Origin of the sequence: Saccharicrinis aurantiacus (assembly GCF_001660705.2) — a bacterium.
GTDB lineage: Bacteria > Bacteroidota > Bacteroidia > Bacteroidales > Marinilabiliaceae > Saccharicrinis > Saccharicrinis aurantiacus.
Genome location: NZ_LYBV02000032.1, coordinates 155139 through 171049 on the forward strand (window position 1 = coordinate 155139; position 15911 = coordinate 171049).

The window sequence follows — 15911 nt, forward strand, 5'->3', positions numbered from 1 at the left end:
GACATATTATGCAAAAAGTAGTTAGTGGAATTCGTCCCACAGGAAACTTACACTTAGGAAATTATTTTGGTGCCGTTAAAAATTTCTTGCGCATGCAAGAGGAGTATAACTGTTATTTTTTCATAGCAGATTATCATTCGTTAACTACGCATCCAACACCTGAAAATTTGCATAATAATGTACGTCAGGTATTGGCTGAATATTTGGCTTGTGGTTTAGATCCTGAAAAATCAACAATCTATATACAGAGTGATGTACCCGAGGTTGCTGAGCTGAGTTTATTAATGAGCATGAACGCATACTTAGGCGAGTTAGAGCGAACTACTTCTTTTAAAGATAAAGCCCGTCAACAACCTGAGAATGTAAATGCGGGCTTATTAACTTACCCTGTTTTAATGGCTTCTGACATTATTATGCACAATGCAGATAAGGTGCCAGTAGGTAAAGATCAAGAGCAAAACCTTGAAATGACACGCAAGTTTGCAGGTCGTTTTAATCATATTTATAAAACAGATTATTTTACCATTCCTCAATCATTTAATTATGGCGAAGCTTTAGTTAAAATTCCAGGATTAGATGGAAGTGGTAAAATGGGTAAATCAGAGGGAAATGGTATTTACTTGGCTGATGAAGCTAAAGCAATCCAAAAAAAGGTAATGCGTGCCGTTACTGATAGTGGTCCTACTGAAATGAATTCCCCTTTAACTGAACCTGTTCAAAATTTAATAACGCTGATGGAGGTAGTTTCTACTCCAGATACTGTACAGTACTTCAGAGATAAATATGCTTCGTGTGAAATACGCTATGGCGATATGAAAAAGCAGTTGGCTGAGGATATCATTAAATTCAATGCACCAATACGTGAGAAAATTGAGGCAATCAAGGCAGATGAAGCTTACTTAAGCAAAGTAGTAGCGATGGGTAGAGATAAGGCCAGAGAAAGTGCTCAAAAGACATTAAAAGATGTTAGAAGCATTATTGGAATTAAACAATTCTAGAATAAATTCTTCATTGTGGATAGGTATTAAATACAATAAGGAACATATAAAAAAAACGGGTGCGATTCATACGAATCGCACCCGTTTTTTTATACCTTAATCAATAAGATTATTTGCTAAATACATAGCTATATTGTTCTTCTCCTGATTTAATCTTTACACTATAATCTCCATTAGGTAGTGCTGAAATATCAAATTTACCTGAGAAAGTGTTGTTGCCCTCATAACCTTGTTCAAACACTTCATCACCAATTGCATCTTCAATTGAGATACCAAAGTTATTAGCTCCAAATGCAATATGACTTACATATAAGATATTGTCGTTAAGACGAAAGAAAGCTCTCAATTCCTCAGCTGACATAATTGTAGCATCAGTAACTTTGTTATTAATTAAAGCAAATTTTTCCTTTACCGGCTCCAAATCTTTAGCTCTTAAAATGGCAGTATATTTACCATCATTAAGATTAGTTAAATCAAGAATTTCTTGCGAATAAGAATCTTTACTAATTGATTTTTTAATTACTACTTCTCCATCTTGATCTTTAATGATCAAACGGGCTGACTTATTTGTTGGATTTGAAATAGAAGCAACCGAGTAATCTGTATCTAAATATTTAAATACTTTTACAACAGCTTCTTGTTGCTCTTCTTGTGCACTAACTACTAAACCAAAGGCTAACATTACTCCCAATGCGATACCTTTTAATAATCCATTTTTCATATTTTATAATTTTATATTTCTACTTTAACGATCAGCCAATCAGATAGCTTATATCCTTTTGACTTTGTAAAACTAGGCATTATCTTCGAAGAGGGATCAAAATCAGGTAGTTGCAGACATACGATTTAAGTTTCTTTAATAGAATAGCAAAACAAGGTCTTCTGGTAATGATTAGATAACATTTAGTTAATCTTAAATTAACATTAGGTATTTTCCTTAACAAGAGGCCATTATTTTAACAGAAAATAGAAAAGCAGGATGAGATTTGTTAATTAAGCATATGCGAAAGAGGGATATGTTAAAAGCTGTTTCAGCATTAGAGCACTGAAATATCAATTGAAAATAAAAAAGGGATTAAACAAGACAAGACAAGACAAGACAAGACAAGACAAGTAAGATCAATAGCAAAAAAAATGCGCAACCTCTAACAAGGTTGCGCATTTATATAGTTTATATCTACCTAGGTAGAATCTATTCTAATTACTTTTTGAACACGTAACTATAGTGCTTCTTACCAGACTTAATTTTAACGCTATATTCTCCATTAGGAAGTGCTGAGATATCAAATTTACCTGAGTAAGTTGAATTACCTTCAAATCCTTTCTTGAAAATTTGATCGCCAATAGCATCTTCAATTGAAATACCGAAGTTGTTAGCACCAAAAGCAATATGGCTTACATATAAGATATTATCATTTAGACGAAAGAAAGCTTTTAGTTCTTCAGCTGACATTATTGTAGCATCAGATACCTCGTTATTGATTAAAGCAAATTGCTCTTCAACAAGTTCTTCATTTTTATTTGATAATACTGCAGTATACTTTCCGTCGTTTAAATTGCTTAAATCAATTATTTCTTGAGAAAAAGCGGCACGTGTAATACTCTTTTTCATTACAACTTCACCTTCAGAATCTTTAATTACTAGACGAGCTGACTTCTGAGTAGGATTTGCAACAGATACAACTGAATAATCTGAATTTAAATACTTGTTTACTTTTACAATAGATTCTTGTGCACTTACGCTTAATACTAAGGTTAACATTACTCCCAATGCGATACCTCTTAATAATCCTTTTTTCATATTTTTATCTTTATTTTTTTCAACAATATGTGGTTTGATCTTATTTCCGTTGTAAAAGTATATGTTTTTTGTGGGAGCGTATATAAATTAGGGGGGTCTCAGCCATCTGTTTTAAGTTTCTTTAAGAGGGTAACATTAAATCATGCCGAATTAACAAAAGAGATACATTAAGTTAACATTAGGTTAACATTTGAAATTTATATTAACAACAAGACTGTATATTAACACATAATAGTACTTTAATAGTTTTAATGTTAAGAACCGTAAGATTTTACTGTTATTGTTAATTCTTGTATAGGGGAATATTGATAAGTAAATAAGTTCCATTTTACTTACAAGCCCTGATTAATGAGGCTTACAGCGTGCCTACTAGGCTAATTATTACATTACATCCGGGAGAACTTATGGGGGAAGCAAAACTTTTATAATGTTTATCTAAAATATTCTCAACCGAGGCCTGAATATAAATTTGATCTATTATTGGGTATTGGAAAGCAATATTTAAAGTTTGCCACGATGGAAAACCAATATCTGCGGCAGCATCATCATTATCTTCACCATATGGTGACATATCCTCAAGTTTCTTTGTGGCTTGATAATTTATATAAAGCTCTGAAACCAACTTTTTATACTTATACTCTGCCCCAATCCTTCCGAACATTGGTGGTATATGCCCCATTGGCTCATCTGTTGATAAACTCCTGCCTACAGTATAATTATAAGTACCACTAATTTTAGTATTAAAAAGTGGTTGCACCTGAAAAGCGGCACTAAGTCCTTTTATTAAAGCCTTGTCAACATTGTCGTTTGTTACCATTCGGTACCAGTCACCATCGTATAAAATAGAATCTTTCCCATTAATAGTAAGATTGGTGCGTAATATGGCATCGCGCAAAATCGTATGAAAGTAAGTTACATTAACAGAAGCAATATCATTACCAAATACCTTTGTTGCTGAAAGTTCAAAATTAACGGCCTTCTCGGGATCAATTGCAGTATTAGGCAAGGATATCTCAGAATTCTTAGCCCTAATTTTACCATAATCATCAACATTTGGAACCCTAAAGCCTGTGGTTACATTTCCGTTAAATCGCCATCCCAAACCTGGTTTAAGAACCAAGCCTATACTAGCTGAGGGTGCACCATTGGATGTTTTAAACTCATTTACTGGTGGTGTAAAAAAATCATTTGCATTAAATACGGAATTATAGAAATAATACCCATATCTGAATCCAGCGTTTAAAGATAATAGATCATTCAGTTGACTATTATAATTTGTATATACTGATATTGAAGACGTATGAGAACCTCCATTAGGGTAACGCGTAGGAGCTATCCCGCTAAAATTTCCATCAATTGTATAATCTGCTTTTGAATTAACATTATTATAGGTGTACTCTAAACCATAATTTAATTTAGTAGTGAGGGTAAAGTCTTTCTCAAAATCAATATTTAAACTTAATACATCAACTGTCTCAAGCTGGTTTAATTGTTCTAAGTCGTTGAATTTACGACTATGACGATCCTCTTTTATATTTTGATAAGCTGCAATTGTGTTAACCGAATTAAACAAAACACATTCTTTGCTATACTTACTATTGATAGCTGCTAATAAACGTTTTTGAGGTCCGTAATAAAAATCGGCATACTTCAATGTATTGTCGTCATTATAACGTATTAACTGATCGAAACGATTTATATTAGATGAGTTGGAGTACTGAAAATTTAGTCCGAGCTCATGATGAATAGATGCCTTATACCGTACCTTTTGCATGATATCGTATTGTGTATATCCTGTTCTTCGTTGCACATTTGGATCGCTATTGGGTAGCATAATGTCCTTTCCATTTTCAACATCTGCATAATGGTATACTTTTCCCCAGTCAGAAGGCGTTATATCAGAAGACCTGTTCTCTCCCATCTTAATATCTCCAAAATTACTATAGGAGATACTTGTTAATGATGCCCATTTTTTACCACCTACACTATAGTTAAAATTTGAGCGCATAGAGTTACTTGCACTCATGCCCTGTATACTAAATTGGGCTTCAGAATTTAGCTTATCATCAATTGAGAAACGAGGATTCTTTGAAATGTAATGAATTACTCCACCTAGAGCATCACTTCCGTACATAACCGATGACGGCCCAAAAATGACCTCAGTACTTTGTAAAATGTTAGGATCAATGGTAATACTATTCTGCAAATGGCCACTTCTATAAATGGCATTATTCATACGTATACCGTCAACCACAAGTAATATTCTATTAGCTTCAAAACCTCTAATAATAGGGCTTCCACCACCACTTTGAGTTTTCTGAACAGCAATATGACCAGTCTTTACAAGGATATCGGCAGCAGTAGGTGCATTTTTATATTCTATACTACCGGTATGCAAGCTTTTAAGATAATATGGTATTGTTTCTGTTGTGTTTTGACCACGGGTAGCAGAAATAACCAGCTCATCCATAACAATAACCTTTTCTTCTAGTATTACTGTAGAGCCTATTTCTGATAATGAAGAATATTCCTTGATATGATAACTTGGATGCTGAAAGAAAATAGCTTCATTAAGTGAGAAGGATGACAGGTTACAGATCCCTTCTTCGTTACCTAATACGTGAATATTTTTGGATTGATTATAAACGACAACGTAAGGAATTACCTGCTCTTCACTATTTGTGATGCGCACCTGTTGTGACAATAAATTAGAATATGAGGCAACCATAAGTAATATTAATATCGTTACTCTCATATAATAATATTATTGAAGCATCTCTAATGCATTTTTAAGCATAGTTTTTTTATCAAGGCCACATTCTGCATATAGCTCAGTTTGAGTACCATGATCTACAAACAAATCTGGAATACCCATTTTTTTAACTGTAGCATGATATCCATTTTCAACCATAAATTCAATTACTGCAGTTCCTACTCCTCCAATTACAGAATTATCCTCAACAGTAATTACTTTTGTATGGGTGCGGAATAAGCTATGAAGAAGCTCCTCATCTAAAGGCTTAACAAATCGCAAATCATATAAAGCGGCAGAATAACCTTCATGCTCCAATTTTTCACAAACCTGAAATGCCTTGTTAGTAATTGGACCTAATGTTACAAAAGCAATATCACTACCTTCCTTTAGAACCTCGCCCCTGCCAATTTCAATTTCTTGCATAGGAGTCTTCCAATCAATTGTAATACCTAGGCCCCTAGGATATCTAATAACAAATGGTCCTTTATTTGGGAGCTGAGCTGTATACATTAAGTTTCGCAACTCTGATTCATTACGAGGTGAGCTTATTGTCATATTCGGTATAGGCCTAAAGAAACTAAGATCATATACTCCATGATGCGTAGCCCCATCAGCACCCACTAAACCTCCTCTATCTAAACAAAATACCACATTCAAATTCTGTATGGCAACATCATGAATTACCTGATCATAGGCACGCTGCATAAATGTTGAATAGATATTACAAAAAGGCATTAAACCAGATATAGCCATTCCTGCTGAAAAAGTAACCGCATGTTGCTCAGCTATACCAACGTCAAAAGCCCTATCAGGCATTTCATCCATCATTATATTTAAAGAACAACCAGATGGCATTGCAGGTGTAACACCAACAATTTTTTCGTTCTTCTTAGCCAACTCTACAATGGTCTGGCCAAATACTTCTTGATATTTTGGTGGTCGTGGCTTAGTTGATTCTGGTTCAGTCTTCTTTCCTGTGGTTTTATCAAACTTAGCGCCTGTAGCATGCCAAGCTGTTTGATTTTCTTCAGCTAATTTAAAACCCTTCCCTTTTTTGGTTATACAATGAAGAACCTTTGGTCCGGGAATATCTTTTAAATCTTTCAGTACTTTAACAAGGTGGTTAATATCATGGCCATCCACGGGTCCGAAATAACGAATATTTAAACCTTCGAATATATTAGATTGCTTTGTTAATAGGGATTTGATACTGTTGTTGATGGCAACAATTTTATCTTGCGCATTGGGCCCTGTTAGCTTTTCAATGCCCTTCATCATCTCTTTCCTAATTTTATTATAGGTATGAGAAGTACTGATATCAACAAGGTAATCACTTAAACCTCCAACCGCAGGATCGATGGCCATATTATTATCATTAAGCACAATCAGCATATTTGCTTTGGTTGTACTCAAATTATTTAAGCCCTCAAAGGCCTGACCACCGGTCATGCTGCCATCTCCAATAACAGCTATCGACTGCTGTTTTGTTTTTCCCATTTGCTGAGCGGCAATAGCCATACCCAAGGCTGCTGATATTGATGTAGATGAATGACCAACCCCGAAAGCATCAAATTCACTTTCGTTAATATTCGGGAATCCACTTAACCCCTTATACTTTCTATTGGTATGGAATTGATCTTTACGTCCGGTAAGAATTTTATGTCCGTAGGCCTGATGCCCCACATCCCATATAATCTTATCTTCTGGTGTATTAAATACATATTGCAAGGCTACTGTTAATTCAACAACACCAAGGCTAGCACCAAAATGACCTGGATTACAAGAAACCGCATCAATTATGAAATCTCGCAATTCATCACACACCTGAGCTAAGTCTTGTTCATCGACTTTCTTCAAATCCTCAGGGCTATCAATCAATGGAAGTAATTTATTCACCTTATCGTTCATTCCTCTTAATGCGGTATATTTTTTTACAGAGTGCAAATATAATGAATTACCCATAAGGTTTAATGCGAATACAAAATTACATTGAGGTTAAACTTATAATTATATCTATTTGTATTTTCGGTTTAGTAAAACAAGATTTCTATGGCTATGACAATACTTCATCTATTTAACTTGAAAGAAGAAAAATAGATTGATAAGAAACCGTTATAACATTAATTCCTGTTTTCACGGATTGTAATACATCCATATTAAAAAGCGTAGACATTTAATAATGAACTCGAAGGAATATTTACCAATATTTATTTCAAGGTAATTATTTAATTATCATATTTGGATTCTGTTTTTAGAGAGAGAAACAAAAACGAACACACATGTAATTTCAGTTTGATACAATGACTTGTATTATCCTACGGTTACACCTAATAATTCTTATTAATTATGAATAAACTAATTATTTATGCTGGACTTATACTAGCCCTATTTTCAGCATGCGTGCCATTGAAGCAATTTCAGGATGTTAAATCACAAGGGGAAGAAGATGCCATTGCAGCAAAGCAATTAAAAAATGAAAACGAAGATTTAATTGTTGATAATAACGAGTTAAAAGCGGAAGCCGAACGTTTAAAAAAAGATGTGGAACTTTTAACGCAAGACACCATGCGATTGGCCAAAAGTAATTGGACACTAAAAAAAAGAAACAAAGAGCTGGCTAATGAATATGCTGAATTATTAAAACGATTTGGAGGGAATACAACAACACAATCGAGTGAACTATTAGCCCATGTTCAGAATTTACATGAACAATTACAAAAACGTGAAGATGAACTATTGAGAGCTGAACGAGAATTGGCGTCAAAGCAGCAAGATTTAATATTTGCTACAGAGCAATTAGCTAATGCCGAAAAAGAATTAGAAGCCCGAAACAAAAGATTAGTTGAATTAGAGGCAATCCTAAACGAAAAAGATTCTGCCATGAATGCTTTACGTAATTCAATCGCAAGTGCCTTAACCGACTTTGGAGACGATGAACTCTCGGTATATACCAAAGATGGTAAAGTATACGTATCGATGGAAGAAAAACTATTATTCCAATCAGGAAGCTACTCTGTGAGTTCTGCAGGTAAAAGTGCCATTCAAAAAATTGGGAAGGTTCTCGAAAATAAAACTGATATTTACATCATGGTTGAAGGTCATACTGATAATGTTCCTTATAAAAGTACAGTACTTTTAGATAACTGGGATTTAAGTGTAAAGAGAGCAACTTCCGTTTCTCGCATTATCATTAATAATTCATCCGTTAGTCCTAACAGAATAACAGCAGCAGGTAGAGGTGAATTTGTGCCTATTGACACAGACAACACGCCGGAAGCTAGAAGAAGGAATAGACGAACTGAAATAATTTTAGCGCCAAACTTTGATAAAATTTTCAACATACTCAACAACTAAAAAGCAGCTTATAGCAAACTTTGCTATACTTGCTTCTTATGTAAGAACTATTTCGAGTGCAAGATTCATCAATATTTTGCACTTGAAATTCTCCTACCTACTCAGTACTATATTTAAAACACCACTCCTTCGTACTAAAGCAATGGCTATTAGTATTGAACCCATAAGTATTTGTAACCTAAAATGCCCCGAATGCCCCACTGGTTTAGGTATTTTAAAGCGCCCCAAAGGCACCATTAGTACCCCTCAATTTTCTGAATTATTAAAGCATATCAATAAAGAGGTATGGCATTTAAACCTCTATTTTCAGGGAGAACCATATATGCATCCTAATTTTTTCAAACTGGTTACCTTAGCTAAAAAAGCCAACTTGGTGGTTTCAACCTCAACCAATGGTCAGTATTTAGATACAGAACGCGCCAACAAAACCATTGCTAGCGGACTTGACTCTTTAATAATCTCGTTTGATGGGGCTACTCAAGAAGTATATTCAAAATACAGAATTAATGGTCAGCTGAATAAAGTTATTGAAGGTACTAAAGCGCTTGTAAAGGCAAAACAAGAACAAAAGAGTAACTACCCCATATTAACTGCACAATTCTTGGTATTCAAGTACAATGAGCACCAGATAAACGACTTTATAAAACTAGCTAACGATTTAGGTATAGACAAAATAGATTTAAAATCGGCCCAAGTTTACGATTCTCCTAATGCAGAAAACAGACTTACCACCTTAAATAAATATTCAAGGTATGAACTTGATGAGAAAGAGAGCCTGAAAATAAAGGGATCTTACAAAAACAAATGTTGGAAAGCTTGGTCCTCATCAGTAATCACATGGGATGGGAATGTAATTCCTTGTTGTTTTGATAAGGATGCTGACTACAATTTTGGAAATGTATATCAATCCAATTTATCTGAAATAAATAATAGCAAGGCTTCTCAACAATTCAAAAAGCAATTACTAACTGCGCAATCACAAATTGACATCTGCCAAAATTGTCCTTTAGCTAAAAAATAAGGCAAAAAAAAGAGCTACTCATTACGAATAGCTCTTTCTAAATATTTTTCTTTTATCGTTTACTGCGCTTGAACCCTTTTTATTTTGGCTCCTAATTTCTGTAAACGAACATCTATATTCTGATATCCTCTATCAATTTGATTGATGTTTTGAATTGTACTTTTCCCATTTGCGGATAGTGCTGCAATTAACAAAGCAACCCCTGCTCTAATATCCGGAGAAGTTAACGTTGTTCCTCTTAAAGCGGTTTCTTTATTTAAACCAATTACAGTGGCTCTATGCGGATCACACAAAATGATACGAGCACCCATGTCAATCAATTTATCTACGAAGAAAAGACGACTCTCAAACATTTTTTGGTGTATTAAAACACTTCCTTTGGCTTGAGTGGCAATTACTAAGAATATACTTAATAAATCGGGTGTTAAACCAGGCCAAGGAGCATCAGCTATCGTCATAATAGAACCATCAATAAAGGTCTCTATTTCGTAAGTATCTTGCTCTGGGATATAAATATCATCACCTCGGCGTTCTAACTTAATTCCCATTCTTTTGAATGCCTCAGGAATAATCCCTAGCTCATCGTAAGCACAATCTTTAATGGTAATCTCAGAACCTGTCATGGCAGCCATTCCTATGAAACTACCAATTTCAATCATATCAGGTAAAATACGATGCTCACAAGAACCCAATGATTCTACTCCATCAATATACAGTAGATTTGATCCGATACCCGTAATTTTTGCACCCATACTAACTAGCATCTTACAAAGCTGTTGTAAATACGGCTCGCATGCTGCATTATAAATGGTGGTTTTACCTTTAGCTAAAACAGCAGCCATAACCACGTTTGCGGTTCCGGTTACCGACGCTTCATCTAAAAGCATATAGGTTCCTTTCAGCTCTTTGGCTTCTAGGCTATAGAAAATTTCGTTTGGATTGTAATGAAAGCTTGCACCTAATTTCTCAAATCCAATGAAGTGGGTGTCTAATCTACGACGACCAATTTTATCGCCCCCTGGCTTTGGAAAATAAGCTTTACCATAACGTGCCAATAAAGGCCCCATTATCATAATTGATCCTCGCAATGAAGATGCTTTTTTACGGAATTCTATGGTTTGTAAATAGTCTAAATCAATCTTATCTGCTTTAAAAGAGCAAACATCTCTACTAATTCTATTGATTTTCACACCAATATCTTCCAGTAAATCTATAAGATTGTTGATATCAACTATATCTGGGATATTTGAAATTGTAATTTCTTCTGGAGAAAGTACGGTTGCACAAATAACCTGTAAGGCTTCATTTTTAGCCCCTTGTGGAGTAATATCGCCCTTAAGCTTATGTCCTCCTTCAATTTCGAAACAATGCATTTATGGTGGGTAATTTAAATAATGAGCCGTCTACTTTTTACGGTTGTCGTTACCTTTAAACGGACGCTTATTATTATTGTTGTTGTTGTTGCGATTATTGTTATTACGTTGACCGTGACTTTGGTGTGGACCTTTATTAGTACGGTTACTATTTGATCTATTGGTATGTTCGCGTTGCTCAGGAATTTTTAAATCAGGACTGATTTCTAACTTACCTCCTGATAGCTTGCGCATATCTTCAAAAACACGTGCATCGCCCGGAAAATCTTTATTCCACAACAGAAGTGATTTCTTCATGTTATTGGCAATGAGCAAAATTAAATGCTGCTTATGCTCGCCATCTTCCATTTGAACTGCCTTATCAATCATTTGCTCTATAGTTCTACCATAGTGCTTATAACGGATGCGTTGCGTATTATATGGCATTTTTTTCGGACGCTCATTTAATGTTTCAACAGCTGGTAATGGAAATGGTGTTTCAATATTTAATTTAAAATCAGACATGATGGCCAAATGATCCCAAAGCTTATGCTTAAAGTCATTCACATCACGTAAGTGTGGAAACATATTTCCCATGTTCCCTATTATAGAGTGAGCGCATTTTGTACGTTCCTCAACATCTTCAATGCTAACGCAGTGGTTAACCATTTTTTGAATATGACGACCATATTCAGGTAGAAGCAATTTCTTTCTGGTTGAATTATATTCCATAAATCTAAAAATCGATTGACTTGGGGAGATATTTTATTAATCTCAATCTCTATTGTGAAGTATCTACGAGTTTTTATTGCAGTACTATACTTACAAAACTAAGCCAAAATTTTAAGTTTGGCAAATTTGAGCAATAATTGTTTAATGCCCGCATTTTCAAACTCAACTGTTGCTTTGGTATTTGGTGGATTTCCTTCTATGGCAACAATCTTTCCTCTACCGAAACGAATGTGTTCCACAAGACTACCTTCTTTAAGCCCTCCCACTGTTGTTCCTGAAAAACTACCTTTAGCTTGTGCCGGTTCCGAAGCGGGTCTCTGCCCCACTTTTTTACTGAAATTATAGCCTGGTTTATTGGGTGTTTCGGTTTTTTGGAAGGTACGTTTAAATTGTTGATTTTGAGAAAATCCGTTTGGATTTGATGGTATCTTCACCTGATCGCCCATATACTCAACATACTGCTCATCAATTTCAGCCACAAATCTACTTGGGCGGGTGAATGATGACTCGCCATACTGATAACGGGTACGCGCAAAAGAAATCACAGCATTGTCCTCGGCACGAGTAATCGCTACATAAAACAAACGACGCTCTTCTTCAATGGCTTGCTCACTATCGAGTGTTCTTTTCGAAGGAAATAAACCTTCTTCTACTCCCACTACGTAAACGTTTTTAAATTCTAAACCTTTACTGGAGTGGATGGTCATCATGGTAACTTTATTAAAATCGTCTTCTGAATCACTATCCTGATCGGTTAATAGCGAAACTTCTTCTAAGAAATTAACCAGTCCCGTTTCGCCACCTTCTTCAATGCGAGAGGTGGTAAATTCTTGTATACCATTTAAAAGTTCCTGTATATTTTCTTGGCGCGATAATGCTTCAGGGGTTCGTTCCTGAAACAAATCTGATTTCATGCCACTTTGTGCCAAAATTTCGCTTACTAAGTCGTAGGCTGAGAGCTGATTAATGCTGGCCTTAAAGCCTTGAATCATCCCTGCAAAAGAAGTTAACTTACGTTGGGTACCTGCATTAAATAATTTAGCCAAGTAATCAGGACGAGAAATCACATCCCACATACCAACTTGCGCTTCGTTAGCTGCTGCTTCAACTTTCTCTAAGGTAGTTTTACCAATTCCACGGGTTGGATAGTTTATAATACGCTTCAGTGCTTCCTGATCGGCTGAATTAACGGCCATCCTACAGTAAGCTAAAAGATCCTTAATTTCTTTACGCTGATAAAAACTTAAGCCTCCGTAAATTTTATACGGAATGGCATTTTTACGCAGCGCTTCCTCAAATATACGCGACTGCGCATTGGTACGATACAGAATGGCAAAGTCGCTATAATCATAGTTCTTTAACTTTCTTTTCTCGTTCATATCTTTCATCACAATAAAGCCCTCTTCAATATCTGAAATGGCATTGTGAATCCTGATTTTATTACCCACATCGTTTTTTGAATAAACGATTTTATCTAAACGATTCTTGTTTTTTGAGATGATACTATTGGCAGCATCTACAATATTTTGCGTAGAACGATAATTCTGTTCTAACTTAAATACATTATAGCCTGGGTAATCGTTTCTGAAGTTTAAAATATTCTCAATTTTAGCCCCTCTAAAGCTGTAAATACTTTGGGCATCATCGCCAACAACACAAATATTTTTATGCTGCTCTACTAACTTTTTAATAATGATGTACTGCGATATGTTGGTATCCTGGTACTCATCAACCAAAACGTAATCAAATTTCTTCTGATACTTTTCTAATACATCCGGATGATCGCGAAACAGAATATTGGTATTGAGCAACAAATCGTCGAAATCCATTACGCCTGATTTGTAACACTCGCGCATATAGCGTGCATAAATCTCATAAATCATGCTTTTTCCACTGGCCTGGTCTTCGCTCATGCGGATGCTGCTTTGCGCATATGCCTTGGGTGTAACCAAATCGTTTTTTGCCGATGAAATACGCCCCAAAACACTGGCTACTTTATATTCTTTTTCGTTTAAACGCATCGATTTAATAATCGATTTAATTAAACTTTTTGAATCGGCAGAATCATAAATAGTGAAGGATGATGGGTAACCCAGTTTATCGGCCTCTGAACGCAGTATGCGAGCAAAAACAGAGTGAAAAGTACCCATCCAAAGATTACGTGCTATTTCTTCGCCAACAATTTTAGCAATACGTTCTTTCATTTCGCGCGCTGCTTTGTTGGTAAAGGTTAAGGACAATATTTTATAGGGATAAACACCTTGTGTTAATAAATGAGCAATACGATAGGTAAGTACTCGGGTTTTACCCGATCCTGCTCCGGCAATAACCAACGATGGTCCTTTTGTATTTACTACAGCCTCTCTTTGCGGCTCATTTAAATGCTCTAAATAATCTTGCACACTTTATGATTTTTAATTGAGCAACAAAGTTAATTTTTTAATTTTTTTAAGCATGTAGTATGAAGATTTATTGATTGATAAAAGTAAAAGCTTAATGCTTTTAGCAATTTATAGGGATGATTTACAACTCACTAGAAGCGTATTACATCGCCGCCATTAGAGGCTACTACTTCTACATTTTTAGGAGCTCCTTTGTATTTTATTTCGCCCCCTTTACTGGTTGCCACTAACCAATCGGATACGTATACTTCAATTACTGATCCTAGTCCAACACTTAAGTTGGCATACTCGGCAATTAGCTTTTTATTGAATACATGGCCTGATGATTCTGCTTTAACATTTAAATTACGAACCGCACCGCTTAGGCTTATGCTTGCTCCGTTTTTAACATTTACTTTGGCGGTGGTATAGGATAGGTTGCAATAAACATCGGAACCACTTGAAGCTCTGATAAAAACAATATCCCCTTCAATTCTATTCATACTGGTAATATCACTGCCCGATTCGGCGGTTAATGCCAGATAGTAGGGAGCAGTAATATGCACTTCGCGCAATTCATTATTGCCCCAACGGTATTTTCCTTTGGTATAAATAGTAAGACTGTTATTAATTTGCTCGGTGATGATGCGATGAATGGAGCTTCGGTTACATTTTACTATAATGCTAAATGTATCGGCTTGGGTAATAAAAACTTTAATGCCTGATTTTACTTTTATTATTGAGAATTCATCGTGCGCTCGGTGCTCTATCTTTTGAGATAGGCTAACTTGAAAAACAAGTTGAACCATTAGTACTATTGAAACTAATTTAAGCATAACACCCTCGTTTATACATAATATACAAAATTAAACCCTGTTTTGTTTTATTATTTACACTTGAATAAGGATATACTACACGGAATGCCGATTATATGAATTAAAGCGATAAGTGTTAATGAATACTAAAAGTACCGAATTGAATTATTTTGGCACAGGCTTTGCAATATTGCTTATCGAAGAGCAAGAGAGTTTTTCATAGATTAGGTTAGGGTTTAGGTTATTAATCGGAGCGCTTCTAAAGCGTTCCGATTATTTAAAACTCACCACACAAAACAGACATAAGAAGTTTTTTTTCATAGATTAGGGTTTAGGTTAAGAAAAAGGGATACAACAACGGTTGATATCCCTTTTTTTATGTATGTCCCATCCTAAAATAAGTTGAAGTACTTTGATATACTTATAGATTTTCAATTGCACGTTGAACAACTTCATATTGCTAAAAATATTTTTTTAATTATCTTAGATGACCTTAAAATTAAACCTTTATCTAATGATCTTGATACTTAGGAGTACAAAAGCTAGGCTCAGCTTGCTTTCTAAAACGATTACCTTAAAAACAAGGCTCTCAATAAATACTTCGCCCCCTCATAAAAAAAATTATCCCACAAAGCTATGTGATAGCTTGCTCTACTTTGAGTACAATCTCCCATAAATTTCAACGAAGGCATCATCAAATAG

At 35.1% G+C, this 15911-nt stretch carries 11 protein-coding genes; 3 read left to right on the top strand and 8 right to left on the bottom strand.

The window, feature by feature from the left end:
* Positions 1 to 8: 8 nt before the first annotated feature.
* A complete protein-coding gene (gene trpS, locus A8B35_RS16025) occupies positions 9 to 998 on the top strand; it encodes a tryptophan--tRNA ligase (protein WP_068474118.1) in 990 nt (329 codons plus the stop codon).
* A 109-nt stretch (positions 999 to 1107) separates the two neighbouring features.
* On the opposite strand, the gene A8B35_RS16030 is transcribed toward trpS, so the two are convergent.
* The 4 genes from A8B35_RS16030 to dxs all read right to left on the bottom strand — a co-directional run bounded on the left by A8B35_RS16030 (position 1108) and on the right by dxs (position 7516).
* A complete protein-coding gene (locus A8B35_RS16030) occupies positions 1108 to 1719 on the bottom strand; it encodes a hypothetical protein (RefSeq protein WP_068474121.1) in 612 nt (203 codons plus the stop codon).
* A 480-nt stretch (positions 1720 to 2199) separates the two neighbouring features.
* A complete protein-coding gene (locus A8B35_RS16035) occupies positions 2200 to 2799 on the bottom strand; it encodes a DUF3244 domain-containing protein (RefSeq protein ID WP_068474125.1) in 600 nt (199 codons plus the stop codon).
* Positions 2800 to 3154: 355 nt separating this feature from the next.
* Positions 3155 to 5554, bottom strand: a complete 2400-nt coding sequence (locus A8B35_RS16040; RefSeq protein WP_075603448.1) for a TonB-dependent receptor plug domain-containing protein — start codon at positions 5552 to 5554, stop codon at positions 3155 to 3157.
* Positions 5555 to 5563: 9 nt separating this feature from the next.
* A complete protein-coding gene (gene dxs, locus A8B35_RS16045) occupies positions 5564 to 7516 on the bottom strand; it encodes a 1-deoxy-D-xylulose-5-phosphate synthase (RefSeq protein WP_245820804.1) in 1953 nt (650 codons plus the stop codon).
* 384 nt (positions 7517 to 7900) lie between these two features.
* Between dxs and A8B35_RS16050 the strand changes: the two genes are divergently transcribed.
* Both A8B35_RS16050 and A8B35_RS16055 read left to right on the top strand, forming a co-directional pair.
* On the top strand, positions 7901 to 8908 hold the full coding sequence (locus tag A8B35_RS16050; protein ID WP_068474129.1) for an OmpA/MotB family protein: 1008 nt from the start codon (positions 7901 to 7903) through the stop codon (positions 8906 to 8908).
* Between the two features lie 142 nt (positions 8909 to 9050).
* Positions 9051 to 9929: a radical SAM/SPASM domain-containing protein gene (locus A8B35_RS16055; protein ID WP_139314917.1), complete on the top strand. Its 879-nt coding sequence runs from the start codon at positions 9051 to 9053 to the stop codon at positions 9927 to 9929.
* 59 nt (positions 9930 to 9988) lie between these two features.
* On the opposite strand, the gene murA is transcribed toward A8B35_RS16055, so the two are convergent.
* The 4 genes from murA to A8B35_RS16075 form a co-directional block, all read right to left on the bottom strand.
* Positions 9989 to 11302, bottom strand: a complete 1314-nt coding sequence (gene murA, locus A8B35_RS16060) for a UDP-N-acetylglucosamine 1-carboxyvinyltransferase (protein WP_068474131.1) — start codon at positions 11300 to 11302, stop codon at positions 9989 to 9991.
* Between the two features lie 30 nt (positions 11303 to 11332).
* Complete coding sequence (locus A8B35_RS16065; protein ID WP_068474133.1) at positions 11333 to 12013, bottom strand: DUF4290 domain-containing protein; 681 nt, start codon at positions 12011 to 12013, stop codon at positions 11333 to 11335.
* Positions 12014 to 12111: 98 nt separating this feature from the next.
* Positions 12112 to 14415 carry an ATP-dependent helicase gene (locus tag A8B35_RS16070; RefSeq protein WP_068474135.1) on the bottom strand — a complete coding sequence of 768 codons (2304 nt, stop codon included), beginning with the start codon at positions 14413 to 14415 and terminating at the stop codon, positions 12112 to 12114.
* Between the two features lie 131 nt (positions 14416 to 14546).
* Positions 14547 to 15230 (bottom strand): GIN domain-containing protein, encoded by a 684-nt coding sequence (locus A8B35_RS16075; protein WP_068474138.1) that lies wholly within the window; start codon positions 15228 to 15230, stop codon positions 14547 to 14549.
* Positions 15231 to 15911 lie beyond the last annotated feature (681 nt).